Source organism: Pseudomonas sp. AC463, assembly GCF_979253585.1.
Map to the genome: position 1 here is coordinate 24,087 of NZ_CEEDDZ010000034.1, position 18,643 is coordinate 42,729.

At 63.3% G+C, this 18,643-nt stretch carries 8 protein-coding genes; 5 read left to right on the forward strand and 3 right to left on the reverse strand.

From position 1 onward, the window contains the following. Nucleotides 1–231: 231 nt before the first annotated feature. On the reverse strand, nucleotides 232–1,854 hold the full coding sequence (gene pvdP / locus AC0IYH_RS28110) for a pyoverdine maturation tyrosinase PvdP (protein ID WP_471837283.1): 1,623 nt from the start codon (nucleotides 1,852–1,854) through the stop codon (nucleotides 232–234). 142 nt (nucleotides 1,855–1,996) lie between these two features. Between pvdP and pvdM the strand changes: the two genes are divergently transcribed. From pvdM to pvdO, 3 genes are read left to right on the forward strand one after another with little or no spacing between them, the layout of a single operon-like run. After that, complete coding sequence (gene pvdM, locus AC0IYH_RS28115) at nucleotides 1,997–3,346, forward strand: pyoverdine-tailoring dipeptidase-like protein PvdM (RefSeq protein ID WP_116630451.1); 1,350 nt, start codon at nucleotides 1,997–1,999, stop codon at nucleotides 3,344–3,346. Between the two features lie 18 nt (nucleotides 3,347–3,364). Continuing rightward, entirely contained in the window at nucleotides 3,365–4,636 is a 1,272-nt protein-coding gene (pvdN, locus tag AC0IYH_RS28120) for a pyoverdine-tailoring periplasmic protein PvdN (protein ID WP_471837285.1), read from the forward strand. A gap of 31 nt (nucleotides 4,637–4,667) precedes the next feature. Next, nucleotides 4,668–5,540, forward strand: a complete 873-nt coding sequence (pvdO, locus tag AC0IYH_RS28125) for a dihydropyoverdine dehydrogenase (RefSeq protein WP_471837287.1) — start codon at nucleotides 4,668–4,670, stop codon at nucleotides 5,538–5,540. Between the two features lie 74 nt (nucleotides 5,541–5,614). Here pvdO and AC0IYH_RS28130 read toward each other — a convergent pair whose 3' ends face one another. After that, nucleotides 5,615–6,442 (reverse strand): N(5)-hydroxyornithine transformylase PvdF, encoded by an 828-nt coding sequence (locus tag AC0IYH_RS28130; protein ID WP_471837289.1) that lies wholly within the window; start codon nucleotides 6,440–6,442, stop codon nucleotides 5,615–5,617. 199 nt (nucleotides 6,443–6,641) lie between these two features. Here AC0IYH_RS28130 and AC0IYH_RS28135 point away from each other — a divergent pair, with 199 nt between their 5' ends. After that, a complete protein-coding gene (locus tag AC0IYH_RS28135; protein WP_471837291.1) occupies nucleotides 6,642–8,294 on the forward strand; it encodes a cyclic peptide export ABC transporter in 1,653 nt (550 codons plus the stop codon). 154 nt (nucleotides 8,295–8,448) lie between these two features. Continuing rightward, a complete protein-coding gene (locus tag AC0IYH_RS28140) occupies nucleotides 8,449–10,815 on the forward strand; it encodes a TonB-dependent siderophore receptor (protein ID WP_122773758.1) in 2,367 nt (788 codons plus the stop codon). Between the two features lie 127 nt (nucleotides 10,816–10,942). Here the strand turns inward: AC0IYH_RS28140 and AC0IYH_RS28145 are convergent. Next, nucleotides 10,943–18,643: amino acid adenylation domain-containing protein (locus AC0IYH_RS28145; RefSeq protein WP_471837292.1), on the reverse strand; the 7,701-nt coding region annotated here is incomplete at its 5' end.

Sequence of the window (18,643 nt, forward strand, 5' to 3'; positions counted from 1 at the left end):
AGAAGCCCGAGGTGCATCTGATATATGGAGATCAAAATGTGCGAGGGGGCTTGCCCCCGATAGCAGTGGGTCAGCTACAGAATTATCAGCTGACACACCCTATCGGGGGCAAGCCCCCTCCCACATTTTTAACCGCGTGCGGCCTGAAAAATCGGTCCGTTCTAAGGCCGCCGCGCTTTGGCTTTTAAACACGCTGGCCGCACGAAGGAACGAGATGTACCCAGCGAACCGCTACCGCGCCACAACCTTCAAATGCCGTGCATACCAAGGCCGCCTCGGCACCCGCCTAAACAACCCCGCCAACACCTCCTCATCTGCCCCAAAGGTAATGCGCAACGCCAGCTTCATCGTCTCCGGGTCCATCTCCATCGACTTGCCCATCTGCAACCCCGGCGTGGTGCTGCACCCATGGGTATCCGGCCCCAGCCACGGATCGCCCACTTCCACCCAACGCCCCGGCGCAAACCACGCCACGCCGTTGACCTCCAGCCGGCGGACCTCACCCGGACTGAACCGCTCATGGGCGCGAAACCAATCCTCAATCCGGTCATCGATCCACCCATGAAAGTGCCAGAACACCGGGTTCACATGCGACGAAAACGGATCGCCGAGGAAGTCGTTCTCTGGCGCATACCAACGCGGCGCAAAGTCCGCCGGGTCGCGCGCGAAGGGCACCGGCGCACCGTTGGACGGGTCGCGGGGCACCGAGGCCCAGCGCATATGCAGCCAGTCATGCAGGCCCAGTTCCATCTCGGAACCCAACTGCCCCAGCGTCAACCTGGACAAATAACGCGGGTCGCGGTACTGCGACTCCCAGACCTGGAAGTTGCTGTGGTACGTCTCGGCAGCCTTGATGTCGCTGACCCATTGCGTGTAGTCGCTGTCATCCGGCGCCGACCAGGTCGGCGGCAGCGCAAAGCCGTCGTGGTTATCGAAATACCGCACAAAACCCAGTCGATCACGCTCCAGCGGCGGTTGCGGTTCGGGAAATTGCGGCCATGAGGGCAGATCCTGCATGGCCCGCGCGGCGCCGAGCATATGCCGGTGCATGAAAAAGAAATCGATACCCGAGCCGTTACGGTCCTTGAGTTTTCCCCGCGCATCCCGCTCCTTGCCACGCGGGCCGGGTTGCCAGCCGATGCCGCGCAGGGCGTCGCGTTTGTCCTCGGAGAGTTTGTGCCACTGGTCACGGGTGGCGTGCCACAGTTGGTGAAACAGGCGGTGCTCGGGGGCGATCAACCAGGCCAGCAGGGTCGGGTTGAGGCCGATGCGTTCGCGCGCCTCGGGAAACCACTGCTTGTGGGCAATGAAGCGGCTGTCACGCTCGATACGGGCCAGGGGCCGATCCAGGTCGAGGACCTGCCCGCTGAGGGTGCTGCTGCCGGCGTTGGCGAACGCGCCCCAGACTTCGTCGAGGGTCATCTTGAATTCGTACGCGGGGCTGCCGTCGGCGCTGTCGCGGTCGATCACGCGCCAGTAGAGCAAGTCACTCGCCCCCGTCAACAGATCGCCAAGCACGCGGTAACGGGGTTCGCCCTCGGCGCGCAGGTTGTCAGCGGTGTCCAGGTAACCGCGCAAGCCTCGGCCACGGGGGGCGATGTCGAGCAGCAGCTCCAGGCCTTGCAGCGGCAGGCCCTTGAGGCCGGCATCGCGACCTTCCAGGCGCAGGCTCCAGACCCCGCGCAGGGCGTTCGCCAGCTGTTGGCCGGCCGTATCGGCCAGGTCCACCGTGGCTTCGCCGGGAGTAATGGGAAATTCTTCGCGCGTCAACTCGCGATGGGCATAAAAGGCCGCCGGCACAGCAGCACCGGTGAGCGCCAGGCCTGCGATGAACCCACGTCGAGAGATGGTCATTGTCTACCTTAGGAAACGGCTTTATCAGAGCTAGAACGTTTGCAGCCCGGGGAAATTTACCGCGCTGCCCGTGCAGCCTAAATTTCCCCGCCCATCACTCGTTCTTCCCTGATAGCGAAGGCCTCAACTGACTGAGATGGCAATGACAAAACCACGTTCGAAAAAGGCGCTGTATATCGGCTTGCCACTGGCACTGGCCATCGGTGCCGGGGCCGGTTTCCTGGTCTGGGATCACTGGTTCAAGGGCAATGCCGGCTACCCGCTGGAGGTGATCAAGCAGGCCAATGAAATGCAGGACCGCCTGCTGTCGTTCGACAGCCATATCACCGTGCCGGTGGATTTCGGCACGGCCGGCAATGAGGCCGACAAGGACGGCAGCGGCCAGTTCGACCTGGCCAAGGCCGCCCGTGGGCGCCTGTCGGGTGCAGCCCTGACGATTTTCGGCTGGCCGGAAATCTGGAACGGCCCCAACGCGCCGCATAAACCCACCGAGGGTTTTGTCGAAGCCGCACGCCATGAACAGGAAGTGCGCTACAAGATCATCAGCGCCATGGTGCGCGACTACCCCAACCAGGTCGCCATCGCCTACACCCCGGACGACTTCCGGCGCCTGCATGGCGAGGGCAAATTTGCGATCTTCATGAGCATGCTCAACGCCTACCCGCTGGGCAACGACCTCAACCAGCTGGACCTGTGGGCCGCACGCGGCATGCGCATGTTCGGCTTCAGCTATATCGGCAATAACGCCTGGTCGGACTCGTCGCGCCCGCTGCCGTTTTTCAATGATTCAGTGGACGCCCTCGACGGCCTGTCGGACATCGGCAAGCAAGCGGTGCACCGCCTCAATGACCTGGGGGTGATCATCGATGTGTCGCAGATGTCGACCAAGGCCCTGGAGCAGGTCGCGCAGTTGAGCCGCACGCCGATGGTGGCGTCGCACTCGGCGCCGCGTGCGGCGGTGGATATCCCGCGCAACCTCAGCGACAAGGAGCTGCAGCTGATCAAGCACAGCGGCGGCGTGGTGCAGGTCGTGGGCTTCTCCGCCTACCTGCGCCCGCTGAGCCAACCGACCCAGGACAAGCTCAACACCCTGCGCGCCCGCTTCAACCTGCCGCCCCTGCCCAACCTGGCCATGGCCTTGATGCCGGGCGACGCGATCATCGCCGCCTGGCCCGAACAGCGGTTCGGCGAGTACGCCAGTGCGCTGTACGCGATTCTCGATGAAGAACCCAAGGCCACGCTCAAGGACCTGGGCGACGCCATCGACTACACCGTGCGCAAGATCGGCATCGATCATGTCGGCATTTCCTCGGACTTCAACGACGGCGGCGGGATCGAGGGCTGGGAGAACGTCGGCGAGGTGCGCAACGTCACCGCCGAGCTGATCCAGCGTGGTTATTCCGAGGCTGATATCGCCAAGCTGTGGGGCGGCAACTTCCTGCGGGTGTGGGACCAGGTACAAAAAGCCGCCAAACCCTTGGCCAACCGCTAATCAACCAGAAGCCAGTCCATGACCGACCGCCGTACCTTTCTCAAGCAGGCCGGGGTATTTGCCGCCAGCCTGCCATTGGGCGCCGCCCTGCTCCCCCAGGCAATGGCTGCCAACGCGACAGACACCCCATGGACGGGATTCAAGCAACTGTTCAACCAGGACCCGAGCTACCTGCACTTTTCCAACTTCCTAGTGGCCTCGCACCCACAGCCTGTGCGCGAGGCGATTGAGCGTTACCGCGCGCAGATCGATCGCAACCCGGGCCTGGCCATGGACTGGGACCTGCAGGAAACCTGGAAACGCGAAGGCCAGGTGCGCGAATGGGCCGGGCGCTACCTGAACGCTACGCCCGCGCAGATCGCCCTTACCGGCAGCACCTCCGAAGGCTTGGCAATGATCTACGGCGGGATCAAGGTGCGGCCCGAGCAGGAAATCCTCACCACGGTTCATGAGCATTACGCCACCCAGAACGTGCTGGATTTTCGCGTACTCAAGGAAGGCACCCAGGTACGTCGGATCAAACTCTTCGAGCGGTCCAGCCAGGTGTCCGCCGACGAGGTACTGGGCAATATCCAGCGCGCCATCCGCCCCAACACCCGCGTACTGGGCATGACCTGGGTACAGTCCGGCAGCGGCGTGAAGCTGCCGATCGGCGAAATCGGCAAGCTGGTCGAGGAACACAACCGCAACCGCGACGATAAGGACCGCATCCTGTATGTGGTGGACGGCGTGCATGGCTTCGGCGTGGAAAACCTCGACTTCCCGGACATGCATTGCGATTTTTTCATTGCCGGCACCCACAAGTGGATGTTCGGCCCACGCGGCACCGGGCTGGTATGCGCCCGCGACGCGCAAAACAGATACGTCACGCCGATGGTGCCGACCTTCTCCGAGGACAAGGACTTCGCCACCATCATGACCCCCGGCGGCTATCACGCCTTCGAGCATCGCTGGGCGGCGGACGAGGCCTTCAAGCTGCACCTGCAACTGGGCAAGGCGCAGGTCCAGGCGCGTATCCACGCGCTCAATACCGAGCTGAAAGACCAACTGCTGGCCCATCCGCAAATCGAACTGGTGACCCCGCGCAGCCCGGAGCTGTCGGCCGGCTTTACGTTCTTTCGGGTCAAGGGCCAGGAGAGCGATGCGGTGGCCGCCTACATGATGCAAAACCGCGTGGTCATCGACGCCGTGGACCGCGACGTCGGCCCGGTGATCCGCACCGCCCCCGGCCTGCTCAACAACTCCGACGAGATCCAGCGCTTCATGACCCTGCTGAGCCAGCGGTTGTGACGCCCCTTTTTCCTTTGAACGAGATGCCCACATGAATCCATCCCGACTCAAACCCCTCACGGCCCTGGCCCTGACCGCTCTGTGCGCGGCGCTGCTGCCCAACCTGGCCCAGGCCGCCGCACCGCAACCCGGCAAAGTGTTCAAGGACTGCAAGGACTGCCCGGAAATGGTGGTGCTGCCCGCCGGCACCTTCACCATGGGCACACCCGACGATGAAGTCGGCCGCGAGCCGGACGAAGGCCCGATGCATGCCGTGACCTTCGCCAAACCCTTCGCCATGAGCCGCTTCCACATCACCGCCGGCGAGTGGGACAGCTATATCCGCCAGACCGGTGTAAAAATCGCCGACGGCGACACCCGCCCCGGCCGCGAATGCATCGCCAGCAAGCCGCGCTACCCCCAGGGCCCGCGCCAGCCGGCGGTGTGCATGGACATGGACGACATCAAGAACTACGTGGCCTGGCTGTCGAAAAAGACCGGCCAGCAGTACCACATGGTCAGCGAAGCCCAGCGTGAATACGCCGCGCGCGCAGGCTCCACCGGGCCGTTCCCCTTCCCGTTCGACGCGGGCAAGGGCTACAGCATCGCCGAGCACGCCAACACCTACGGGCCCGCGGACGGGTACAGCTATTCCTCGCCGGTGGGCAGCTACGCGCCGAATGCTTTTGGCATGTATGACATGCATGGCAACGTGTACGAGCGGGTTGCCGACTGTTATCACACCGACTACAACGGCGCGCCTGCCGATGGCAGCGCCTGGACGGAACAGCAGTGCGAGGCCTACATCATTCGCGGCAACGACTGGGGCGAGGCACCGGTGTTCTCACGCTCGGGCAACCGCAACAACATCTACCCGCAGACGCGTGGGGACTGGATTGGTTTCAGGGTAGTGCGCGACCTTTAAGGCTGGCGGGATTTAATGTGGGAGGGGGCTTGCCCCCTCTCACATTTAAACCTCATACATCAGGAAGACCGGGTTCAGCCTTTGCGCGCCAACAGTTCCAACCCTTCATGCAACGCCGGAAACAGGCTGTTGTTGAAGTTGTTCCAGCGCAACTCAAGGATGGTGTCTTCAGGCGAGATCTCGGTCTTGAGCACGTCGTGGAACACTTCCCCGGAGTCGATGCCGTTGTCCACGTAATGGAACGATGCGCCGGTGAGGTACAGCGGCTCCGACGGCGTGGTGGCCTTGGTTGCCCAGTCCACCACGGTTTGCCCACGCGCACCGTACAACGCGTTCCAGGTGGCATAAGCGCCGCGACGCTCATACGGCGATTCGATGCGGGTAATGCCCGGGTGAATATTCATGATCCGCCGGGCAAACGGCGCGCCCGGGCGTACCAGCTCATCGAGGATCACCAGCAAGCCGTCCAGCACCACGATATCGGCCTTCAGTTCCACCAGCGTGTCATGCAGGCGGCGCTCGAAATCCTGCTTGCCGGCGATATGTTCCGCGCTGCCCCGTGGCAGGCGCCGGTAGGAGGACGGCACGCTCAACAGCAAATCATTGACCAGATTGCCCTGCACCCGCAGGTCGGCCGGGTACAGCCACTGGCGGCCGGGCTGGTAGGCAAAACCATAGTCGGCCACCAGCGCTTGGTCACGCGGGTTCTGCTCGTCATCGTCATACACCACGCCCACCAGGTTGTAGGCCTGGCCCAGCGGCGTGTCGTTGAGCGACCCCACCAGAAACTCCAGCACCGATTTCATGTAGCGCTCGTGGTCCTTGTAGGCCACCGGCTGCCCGGCCTTGTCGGCGGCCGCGTTGCGCAGCGACCACACGTACACCAGATTCTTTTTCGTCATTGTTTCGCTCTCGCTGGATAGATCCGGCACGCGCCAATACGCGTGCGCCTACCCAACAAGAACGAACCAGCCCCCGGGCAATTTATCCGCCGACGCCACCGCCGGGCACGCCGAGCTAAATAGTCGCGCCAATCTTTCGTTTGTCATGGGTAAGGGTCTGTGTGCCCAGCCCCCTCTATTCACTTTCCGGGAAGTACTTATGACCGACCCCAAGCGCGGCGCCTTCAACGGTTTGCTCGCACTGCTCAGGCCCTTTCGCACCCTCGTGATCGTTTCCGTCACCCTGGGCATGGCCGGCGGCCTGGCCATCACGTTGCTGCTGGCGACTATCAATACTGCCCTGCACTCCACCACCGGCATGACCCAGGGGGTAATCCTGACCTTTGCCGCCCTGTGCCTGCTGGCGCTGACCAGTTCGATCGTTTCCGATATCGGCACCAACTACGTGGGCCAGCGAATCATTGCCGCGTTGCGCAAGGAACTGGGTGAAAAGGTGCTGTCGGCGCCTATCGAGCAGATCGAACAGTACCGCTCCCACCGCCTGATCCCGGTGCTGACCCATGACGTCGACACCATCAGCGATTTCTCCTTTGCCTTTACCCCCCTGGCCATCGCCACCACGGTGACCCTCGGCTGCCTGGGCTACCTGGCGTACCTGTCAGTGCCGATGTTCCTGATGATGGTCGTCGCCATCATCATCGGCAGCAGCGTGCAGTTCATCGCCGGTGCCAAGGGCATCCGGGGCTTCGACGAGGCCCGCGACCAGGAAGACGAACTGCAACGCTACTATTCGGCGATTGCCTCGGGCGCCAAGGAATTGCGCATCCACCGGCCACGTCGCTACCGCATGAACACCCACCGCATCCAGGAAACCGCTGACCGCATCAGCGATATCCAGGTGCGCTCGGTGAACATCTACATCGTGGCCAAGACCTTCGGTTCGATGCTGTTCTTTGTGGTCATCGGCCTGGCCCTGGCGATGCAGGCCTATAACCCGAACCCGGATCCGGCGGTGATCACCGGCTTCGTGCTGGTGCTGCTGTACATGAAAGGCCCGCTGGAACACGTGGTGGGTTACCTGCCGATCATCGGCAAGGCACGCATCGCGTTTGCGCGCATCAGCGAATTGTCCGACCGTTTCTCGTCCCCCGAGCCGCACCTGCTGATGGATGGCAGCGAAGCGCCGACGCCGCTGGTCAACAGCCTGGAATTGCGTGGCGTGAGCTACAGCCCGCCGCCAGTGGAAGGCAGCCAGCCGTTCCATCTGGGGCCGATCAATCTGAGCATCAAGCAGGGCGATATCGTCTTTATCGTTGGCGAGAACGGCTGCGGCAAAACCACGCTGATCAAACTGCTGCTGGGGCTTTATCAACCCCAGGCAGGGGAAATCCGCCTGAACGGCGACGCGGTGACCGACGCCATGCGCGATGACTATCGCCAGTTGTTCACCACCGTGTTCGCCGACTACTACCTGTTCGACGACCTGGTGCAGGGCAGCGCCACCCAGTCCCTGGACAGCGCCGCCAAGTACCTGGAGCGCCTGGAAATCGCGCACAAGGTCAGCGTCAAGGATGGCGTATTCAGCACCACCGACCTCTCCACCGGCCAGCGCAAGCGCCTGGCGCTGGTCAATGCCTGGCTCGAAGAACGCCCGGTGCTGGTGTTCGACGAATGGGCTGCCGACCAGGACCCGGCCTTCCGCCGCGTGTTCTACACCGAGCTGCTGCCCGACCTCAAGCGCCTGGGCAAAACCATCATCGTGATCAGCCATGACGACCGCTATTTCGATATCGCCGACCAGCTGGTGCGCCTGCGCGCCGGCCAAATGGTGCATGAACTGGAGCCGGCGTGAATTATTTTTTCCGGTTTCTCCAAGTAGGAACGTCTCACTAGTGGTAATGAGAACCAGAATCAATAAATACTTATAATCTGCCCACTAAAACATAGAAGAGAAATCATTCATGTCAGTACGACTCGGTCTGAGCCCCCTGAGTAAAGCGCTAACGATGCGACGGGCCCTGAATTTCAACCTGTTGCCGAGCGCGCTGGCCCTGGCCGTGTCGCTGCCGATTGCCGGCTATGTGCAGGCACAGGAACTCGAGATCGACGTTCCGGCCCAATCCCTGGGCAGCGCACTGCAGGAGTTTGGTCGCCAGACCAACCTGCAAGTGCTGTACAGCCCCACCGATGTGGAAGGTAAGCGCAGCAACGCGGTCAAGGGCAAGCTCGACCCGGACCGTGCCATCACCACCCTGCTCAAAGGCACGGGCATCGGCTACGGCCTGCAAGGCAGCACCATCAGCATCAGCCGCCATGCCGCTTCCGGCCTGGAACTGGGCGCGACCCAGGTCACCGCCAACCAGTTGGGCACCGTGACCGAAGGCACCGGTTCCTACACCCCGGGCACCATCGCCACCGCCACGCGTCTGGTGCTGACCCCACGGGAGACCCCGCAGTCGATCTCGGTGGTCACGCGCCAGGCCATGGACGATTTCGCCCTCACCTCCATCGACGACGTGATGCGCCACACCCCCGGCATCACCGTGTCGACCTATGACAGCGAACGGACCAACTACTATTCGCGCGGCTTCTCCATCAACACCTTCCAGTACGATGGTATTCCGACCCTGCGTGACGCCCAGTATTCCGCCGGCCAGACCCTCACCGACATGGCCCTCTACGACCGCGTCGAAGTTCTCAAGGGCGCCACTGGCCTGCTCACCGGCGCCGGTGGCGTGGGCGGCACCCTCAACCTGATCCGCAAGAAGCCGACGGCCGACTTCCAGGGCAGCATCGAGCTGGGTGCCGGTTCCTGGGACAATTATCGTTCACAAATCGACGTGAGCGGCCCGCTGACCGAAACCGGCAACATCCGTGGCCGCGCCGTCGCTGCCTACAATGACAAGCACTCGTTCCTTGACCACTACTCGCGCAAGACCAGCGTGTTCTACGGGATTCTCGAGGCCGACCTGGACGAAGACACCCTGCTGAGCGTCGGCGCCGACTATCAGGACAGCGACCCGAAAGGCTCCAGCTGGACCGGCAGCCGCATGATCTTCGATGCCGAGGGTAAAGAGCTGGACCTGCCACGCTCGTTCAACAACGGCCCGAACTGGGGCTCATGGGCGCAGTACACCCGCACGGCATTCGCCACCCTGGAGCACAACTTCAGCAATGGCTGGGTCGCCAAGGGGCAATACAACCACCAGATCAACGGCTACCACGCACCGCTGGGCGCCCTGTCCCAGGACTCCGGCAACCAGAGCTCGCTGTTTGCGCGCAAACACGTTGGCGAAACCACCAGCGACAGCCTGGATGCCTATGCTTCCGGGCCGTTTGAACTGTTTGGCCGCGAGCACGAACTGGTCGTGGGCCAATCCGTGTCGATCAGCAAATGGGATGGCAAGAGCTACAACGCGGTATTCGCGCCCGGCACCAACTCCGCTGATTTCTACAACTGGAATGGCGACATCCCGGAGCCCGCCTGGACCCTTTCCCGTGTACTCGACCAGACCACACGCCAGACCGGCAGCTACCTCACCAGCCGCTTCAGCCTGACCGACGAAATGCACCTGCTGCTCGGCGCGCGCCTGGCCAACTACCAGGTCACCGGCACCAGCAAATCCAAGGAAAGCGGCAAAGTCGTACCCTACGCAGGCCTGACCTACGACCTGAACGACAACTTCACCGCCTACACCAGCTACACCGAAATCTTCCAGCCACAAACCGACTATCGCGACCGCAACGACGTGATGCTTGAGCCCGATGAAGGCAAAAACTACGAAGTCGGCATCAAGGGTGAATTCTTCAACGGCGCCCTGAACGCCAGCCTCGCCTACTTCGAAGTGCATGAAACCAACCGCCCGGAAGTCGACACCTCGGCGGGCGCAACCGCGATCAACGACTCGCCTTACTACGGCACCAAGTCCAAGACCAAAGGCTACGAAGCGGAAATCTCCGGCGAAATCGCGACCGGCTGGCAACTCATGGCCGGCTACACCCACAAGGTGGCCCGCGATGACAATGACGTGAAAATCTCCACCTGGGAACCGGAAGACCAGATCAACCTCTACACCACCTACAAACTCACCGGCCCGCTGGACAAGCTCACCCTCGGCGGTGGCGCGCGCTGGCAGAGCGAGGGTTGGAAGTCGATCCGCAACTCCGGCCTGCGCCGCTCCGAAATCCTCACCCAAGACCCGTACTGGCTGGTGGACCTGATGGCGCGCTACCAGATCACCAAGAACCTGTCGGCCAGCCTCAACGTCAACAACGTGTTCGACAAGAACTACTACACCAACATCGGTTTCTATGACTCCGCCTACCCTGGCGACCCACGCAACTTCATGGTCACCACCCGCTACAACTTCTAAACCCGGCGCCAAAACAAAAGCCCCGTATCGCAAGATACGGGGCTTTTTCATGCCCGCTGCGCGAGCCCACACAGTAAAACGCCCCTGACCATCGATGATGATCAAGGGCGTCTGTTACACCTGTCGCTTACGCCATGGCAGCCACCAGGCTCTTGATGAAGTCGGCGTTATCGACAATCCGGTGGTGCGTGGTATCAATCACCACCGAACGTTCAATACCCGCCTGGCCAATGACCTCACGCATGCCGTTTTCGATCAACGCCTGATGCAGGCCGGCTTCGCTGCGTGCCGCCCACCAGCAGGTGATCGGCGCCTTGATTGCACGGTAGTCGGTGTCTTGCAAACGCTGATCTAGGACCTGCTTGAGCGCCCACGAACGTTCGGTTTCACCACCATGTTGCAGCTCATCCTTGAGCACCCGGAAGCGCTCGCCCAAGGTGCTGTCGGCCCAGTCAGCCACGTGCTGCCACTGCTGTTCCTCGTCGTGCGCCACCTGTAGCGCCAGTTGCCACTGCGCCTGGATCTGCTCGGCAAACGCGGGAAACATCACCTCCAGCAGCTGGGTGCGTCGCTCCACTGCGCTGGCCTGCGGCCCCGTGTCCACGGCGGCCTGGTCCCAGAACTCGGTATACCGCAACGGCGGCGGTGCATCGATCCAGCCGACAAACTCCACCGTGCGCCCTGCCTGCTCCAGCAGGTAAGCCACTTCCATTGCCAGGTTACCGCCCAGCGACCAGCCGGCCAGACGGAACGCGCCGTGCGGTTGGGCACTGAGCAACTGTTGGGTGTAGTCCTCGACCATTTGCGTCCAGGTCGGCACGCTGCCGTCCGCTTCCACCAGAGCCCGGCAAATCAGGCCGAGCACCGGCCGTTGTTCACGCAGCGCCAGGGCAATCGGTTTGTAGCAATGCACCGAGCCAAAACTTGGGTGGAACAGGTACAGCGGCGTGCCCTCGGTCTGGCTGTTGAGCTTGACGATCAATGAGCTTGGCGCATCGCCCTCAATGCAGCTGACTTGCCCGGCAACCGTTGGATTGAGCATCAATTGGTTGACGGCCAGCGTGACGCCGCAGGCCCGATTGATGCGTTCCTTGAGCATCAGCACCAGCAACGAATGGCCGCCCAGCTCGAAGAAGTTGTCATGCAGGCCCACCCGCGTCACGCCCAGCACCTCGGCCCAGATGCCGGCGATCTGCTGTTGCAGCGCCGTCTGGGGGGCCGCGAACTCGCGCCCCTGCCCGTGCACATCAGGTGTAGGCAAGGCTTTGCGATCCAGCTTGCCATTGGGGCTCAGAGGCATCTGCTCCAGCAGCACCCATTGCGCCGGGACCATGTAGTCCGGCAAGTGGTTGGCCAAGTGCGCACTGACCTGGGCGCGCCAGTTGGCATCGCTGGCGTGCAACACCACATAGCCCACCAACTGCTTGCCATCGACCACCAGCACGGTAGCTTCGCGCACCCTTGGGTGCTCAAGCAAGCGCGCTTCGATTTCACCGAGTTCGATACGCAAGCCACGCAACTTGACCTGATGATCCAGGCGCCCGAGGTATTCAATCACCCCATCGGCGCGCTGACGTACACGGTCACCGGTGCGGTACAGGCGCGCACCGTTCTGGAACGGGCACGGCACAAACCGCTCTGCGGTCAGGCCCGGGCGACGATGATAACTGCGCGCCAGGCCTTCACCGCCCAGGTAGAGCTCGCCGGCCACGCCGATCGGCACCGCCTGCAAGTGCGCATCCAGCACATGGGTGCGCAGGTTGGCGATGGGTTCGCCAATGGGCACGGTATCGCGGCCTTCATCAACGCAGGTCCAATGGGTCACGTCGATGGCCGCTTCGGTGGGTCCGTACAAGTTGTAAAGGCCGGCCCCGGGCAGCTTGGCGAACACTTGTTGCTGGGCATCCACCGGCAACGCCTCGCCGCTGCACACAATACGCTGCAGGCTGTGGCACGTGGACACGGCCGGGTCCTGCAGGAACGCCTGCAACATCGACGGCACAAAGTGCAACGTGGTGATCTGCTCGGCATTGATCAGGCTCACCAGCCTGGCCGGGTCGCGATGATCACCCGGCGCCGCGACCACCAGGCGTGCGCCGGTCATCAAGGGCCAGAAGAACTCCCACACCGACACGTCAAAGCTGAACGGCGTTTTCTGCAGCACGCTGTCGCGCGCGTCCAGGCCATAGGCATCCTGCATCCAGCACAGGCGGTTGGTCAGCGCCGAATGCCGGTTGCCCGCGCCCTTGGGCTGGCCGGTGGAACCGGAGGTGTAAATCACGTAGGCGAGGTTTTCCCCGTCCAGTGCAATGCCTGGGTTGGCGTCGCTGTAGCCCTCAAACCCCGAATCACCCAGTACCAGGCAGTCCAGCCCGGCCGGAATCGGCAGTTGTTGCAGCCAATGCGCCTGGGTCAGCAGCAGTTTCACTCCGCTGTCCTCAAGCATGTAGGCCAGGCGTTCGCGAGGGTATTCCGGGTCCAGCGGCACGTAGGCGCCGCCGGCCTTGAGGATGGCCATCAAGCCGACGACCATCTCCACGGAGCGCTCCACGGCCACGCCCACCAGCACATCCGGCCCAACACCGGCCTCGATCAAACGATGGGCCAAGCGGTTGGCGCGCTGGTTTAACTCGGCGTAGTTCAGCCGCTCCTGGCCAAACACCAGGGCCTGTGCCAGCGGGGTGCGCACAACCTGCTCTTCGAACAGCTGATGCACACCACGGTGCAGCGGGTAGGCCTGCGCCGTGGCGTTCCAGTCATGCACCAGCACGTGCTGCTCAGCCGCATCCAACAACGGCAGTTGCCCAATGCGCAGCTGCGCGTCACGGGCCATGCCCTCGAGCAGGTTCAGCCAATGACGGGCCATGCGCGCCGGGGTGGCAGCCTCGAACAGGTCTGTCGCGTAGATCAGTGAGGCAAACAGCGCGTCGCTGGATTCCTGGGTGCTGAGGGTCAAGTCAAACTGTGCGGTACGGGTTTCCCACTCCAGGCCACTGACCTGCAGCCCAGGCAAGTGTTGCATCGGCGCCTGCGCCTCGGTCTGGTGGTTGAACATCACCTGGAACAGCGGGTTGAAGCTCAGGTTGCGCTCAGGGTGCAACGCTTCCACCAACTGCTCGAACGGCAAGTCCTGGTGGGACTGGGCTTGCAGCGCACGCTGCTTGACCTGTTGCAGCAGTTGGGCAACGGTCAGTTGCCCGTCGATATCGGCCTTGAGCACCTGGGTGTTGACGAAGAAGCCGATCAGCCCTTCGGTTTCCTCGCGATTGCGGTTGGCAATCGGCACGCCAACACGGATGTCCTGCTGGCCACTGTAGCGATGCAGCAGGGTCTGGAACGACGCCAGCAGCACCATGAACAGCGTCACTTCCTGCTGCTGAGCCAACGCCCGCAGCGCGGCCAGCAACGCCGGCGGCACGCTGAGGTCCAGGCTCGCGCCGCGATGGCTTTGCAGGGTCGGACGTGGATGATCCAATGGCAGCTCCAGGACCGGCTGTTCACCGCCCAGGCACTCCTGCCAGTAGCTCAATTGACGTTGCTTCTCACCAGCGTCCATCCAGTCGCGCTGCCAGCTCGCGTAGTCGGCGTACTGCAGCGGCATGCCCGGCAATTGCAGGTCCTGACCCTGGCTATATGCCGCATACAGTTGCACCAACTCGTCGACCATCACTTGCATCGACCAGCCATCGGAGACGATATGGTGCTGCACCAGCACCAGTACATGGTCATCGGCGGCCAGGCGCAACAGGCTCACGCGCATCAGCGGGCCTTGCAGCAGGTCAAACGGCTGGGTGATCTGCGCCTCGACCTGGGCGAGCACGTTGGCTTCATCGGCCTCCACCCGCCGGATTTCGACGCTGGCGTGTGCGGTAATCACCTGCACTGCGCGCTCCCCGTCCTGCTGCACGTGGGTGCGCAGGCTTTCGTGGCGGGCTACCAGGGTGTCGAAACTGCGTTGCAACGCCTCAACGTCGAGTCGACCCTTGAGCCGCAAGCTGCCGGGGATATGGTAAGCCGCGCTGTGCGGATCCAGTTGCCAGAGGAACCATTGACGCTCCTGGGCGTAAGACAGGCGCAACGGCTGGTCGCGCCCGACTGCCACGATCGGCGGGGCCAGCGCTTGCGTATCATCGGCCAGTACGCTGGCGACAAACCCCTGCAGACGCGGCTGTTCGAACAGACTGCGCAAGGGCAAATCGCGGCCGAGCAGGTTGCGCAGGCGAGAGATCACCTGCATCGCCAGCAACGAATGGCCGCCCATCTCAAAGAAGTGGTCGCCCAGCCCCACGCGTTCGGCGCCGAGGATGTCGGCCCACACCGCCGCCACTTGCTGCTCCAGCTCGGTCACCGGCGCGATCCAAACCTGTTGCGACACACTGGCGTCCGGTTTGGGCAGGGCCTGGCGGTCCAGCTTGCCATTCGGGTTGAGCGGCATGCGCTCCAGGAAGATCAGGTGTGCAGGCACCATGTAGTCCGGCAGTTGCTCACGCAGCACGGCCTTGAGGGTTTCGGCGTCTTGCTCGGGCGCGACCAAATAGGCGACCAGTTGATTGTCTGCGGCCAACACCAGGGTTTCGCGCACGCCTGGCTGGGCCAGCAACAGTGCTTCGATTTCCCCCAGCTCGATACGGAAGCCGCGGATTTTCACCTGGTGGTCGACACGGCCGACGTATTCGATCACGCCGTCGGCGCGGTAGCGCGCCAGGTCGCCGGTGCGGTACAGGCGCCCACCGCCAAAGGGGTCGGGCACAAACCGTTCGGCGGTCAGCAACGCACGGTTCAGATAGGCCCGCGCCAGGCCGCATTGGCTGCCGATATACAGCTCGCCAACAGCGCCCAACGGCGCCAGGTTGAGGTCATTGTCCAGCACATACAGGGCGCGACCGGGCAACGAGCGGCCAATCGGGCTGGCCGTGGCGCCAATGGTTTCCTCGCCCGAGGTGCAGTCCAGCACGCTGGACACCACCGTGGCTTCGGTTGGGCCATAGGTGTTGAGCAAACGCACATGGCCCAGCCCGGCTTTCAGCCACTGCGCCGGGCCGTCCAGCGGCATGGCTTCGCCGCCGATATGGATCTGGCGCAACGCGCCGTACGCGCGTGGCCCTGCGGCCAGGCAGTCGAGTAAAAACAGGTTCCAGTAGGCGGTCGGCAAGTCGGCCAGGGTGATGCCCTGGCGGATGATCTCGCCGTACAGACGCCCGCTGTCCCACAGCTCGGCGCCGCGCAGCACCACGGTCGCACCGTGGGTCAATGCCGGGTACAGCTGCTCGACAAAACCGTCGAAGTTCAGCGTGGCAAATTGCAGGACGCGGTCGTCCTGGGTCAGCCGCGAGTAGCCGGCGGCGATGCTGGAAAACTCGGTCAGCGCCGCGTGGTTGATCGCCACGCCCTTGGGCTTGCCGGTGGAGCCGGAGGTGTAGATGACATAGGCGAGGTTTTGCGCGTCGACCGCCACTTGAGGGTTGCCGTCGGCACACTCGGCCAACGCGTCCGCCGCCAGGTCAATCGCCAGGCTGCGCAGGCCTTGGGGCAACGGCATGGGCACATGGGATTGGGTCAGCACCAGCCGCACGTTGCTGTCTTCGAGCATGTGCAGCAGGCGTTCACGCGGGTATTGCGGGTCCAGCGGCACATAGGCGCCGCCGGCCTTGAGAATCGCCAATAGGCTGACCACCATGGCGAAGGAGCGTTCCACCGCAACGCCGACCATCACTTCCGGACCAACGCCCTGCCCCATCAGGTAATGCGCGAGCTGGTTGGCCTGGCGGTTCAACTCGGCGTAGCTCAGCGACTGCGCGTCGAGGCACAGGGCTACCGCGTCGGGGCGTTGCGCTGCCTGGCGTTCAAACAGGCCGTGCACACCGAGCGGGCTTTGGAAGGCAGCGGCGCCACTGTTCCACTGTTGCAACAGGCGCACCTGCTCGGTCGCGGCCAACAACGGCAATTCACTGACCCGCTGGCCGGCATCCAGGGCGACCGCCTGCAGCAGATGCTGCCAATGCCGGGCCATGCGCGCGATGGTCGCTTCGGTGAACAGGTCGGTGGCGTAGGTCAACGTCGCCCACAGGCCATCGGCGCTGGCTTGAGTGTCCAGGCTCAAGTCGAAGTGGGCAGGATGGCTGCTGGACTCCAGCCCCTCCAGGCGCAAGCCGGGCAGCTGATCGCCACGTTGTACGCGCAGCTCGGACTGGTGGTTGAACATCACTTGGAACAACGGGTTGTGGCTCAGGCTGCGCTCAGGCTGCAGGGCTTCCACCAGTTGTTCGAACGGCAGGTCCTGATGCGCCTGGGCTTCCAGCGCGCGGCGCTTGGCCTGGTGCAGCAGTTGGGCAAAGGTCATTTGCCCATCGATATCGGCCTTGAGCACCTGGGTGTTGACGAAGAAGCCGATCAGCCGTTCGGTCTCGGCGCGGTTGCGGTTGGCAATCGGCACGCCGATACGAATGTCCGACTGGCCGCTGTAGCGGTGCAGCAAGGTCTGGAACGAAGCCAGCAGCAACATGAACAACGTCACGCCTTCGCGCTGGGCCAGGGCCTTGAGCCCGGCCACCACGCCGGCCTCCAGCGCCACCTCCAGGCGCGCCCCCCGGTAGCTCTGCACGGCCGGGCGCGGATGGTCCAGCGGCAACTCAAGCACCGGCTGATCGGCGCCCAACAGCTCGCGCCAGTAGCTCATCTGCCGCTGTTTTTCACCGGCTTCCATCCAGGCGCGCTGCCACTGGGCGTAATCGGCGTATTGCAGTGGCATGTCCGGCAACTGCACGTCACGCCCCTGGCTGTAACCGGCATACAGTTGCACCAACTCATCGACCATCACCTGCATCGACCAGCCGTCCGAGACGATATGGTGCTGCACCAGCACCAGCACGTGTTCCTGCTCACTCAGTTGCAGCAGTTTGACCCGCAGCAGCGGGCCTTGGTGCAGGTCGAACGGGCGGGCAATTTCCGCTTCCACCAGGGCCTGGACCTGCTCTGCGGCCAGGCCAGGGAGTACGCAACTGTCGATGGTCAGCGTGGCCGCGGCCAGCACGCGCTGCACGGTACGGTCGCCGTCGCTGACGAATACCGTGCGCAGGGTTTCATGCCGGGCCAACAGGCTGTCGAAGCTGCGCTGCAGGGCTGTGCGGTCTAACCGGCCGGTCAGGCGCAAGGCGTTCGGCACGTGGTAGGCGGGGCTCTCAGGCTCCAGTTGCCACAGGAACCACTGGCGTTCCTGGGCATAGGACAAGGCCAGCGGTTGATTACGCGCCACCGCCAGCATCGGCGGTGCCAACGGCGTTTCATCGGCTTGCAACGCTTGCAGCGCCAGTACGAAACCTTCCAGTTGCGGCTGTTCGAACAGTGTTCGCAGGGCGATCTCGCGCCCCAGCAATTGACGCACCCGGGAGATCACTTGCATGGCCAGCAGGGAATGCCCGCCCAGTTCGAAGAAGTGATCGGTAAGACCGATGCGTTCGGCACCCAGCACCTCGGCCCAAATCGCAGCGACTTGCTGTTGCAAGGCCGTCACCGGCGCGACAAACACGCCCTGGGACTGCGCGGCGTCCGGCTGCGGCAGGGCCTTGCGGTCGAGCTTGCCGTTGGGGGTCAGTGGCATCTGCGCCAGGAACATGAAGTGCGCAGGCACCATGTAGTCCGGCAGGTTGATTTTCAGCGCGCGGCGCAGGGTTTCGCGGAATTCGGTTTCGTTGGCCAGGGCAGCATCGGCCGGTACAACGTAGGCCACCAGTTGCTTGCCCGTCGGGCTGTCTTGGGCGACCACCACGGTTTCACCCACGCTGGCCTGCTCGCGCAGGCGCGCTTCGATTTCCCCCAGCTCGATACGGAA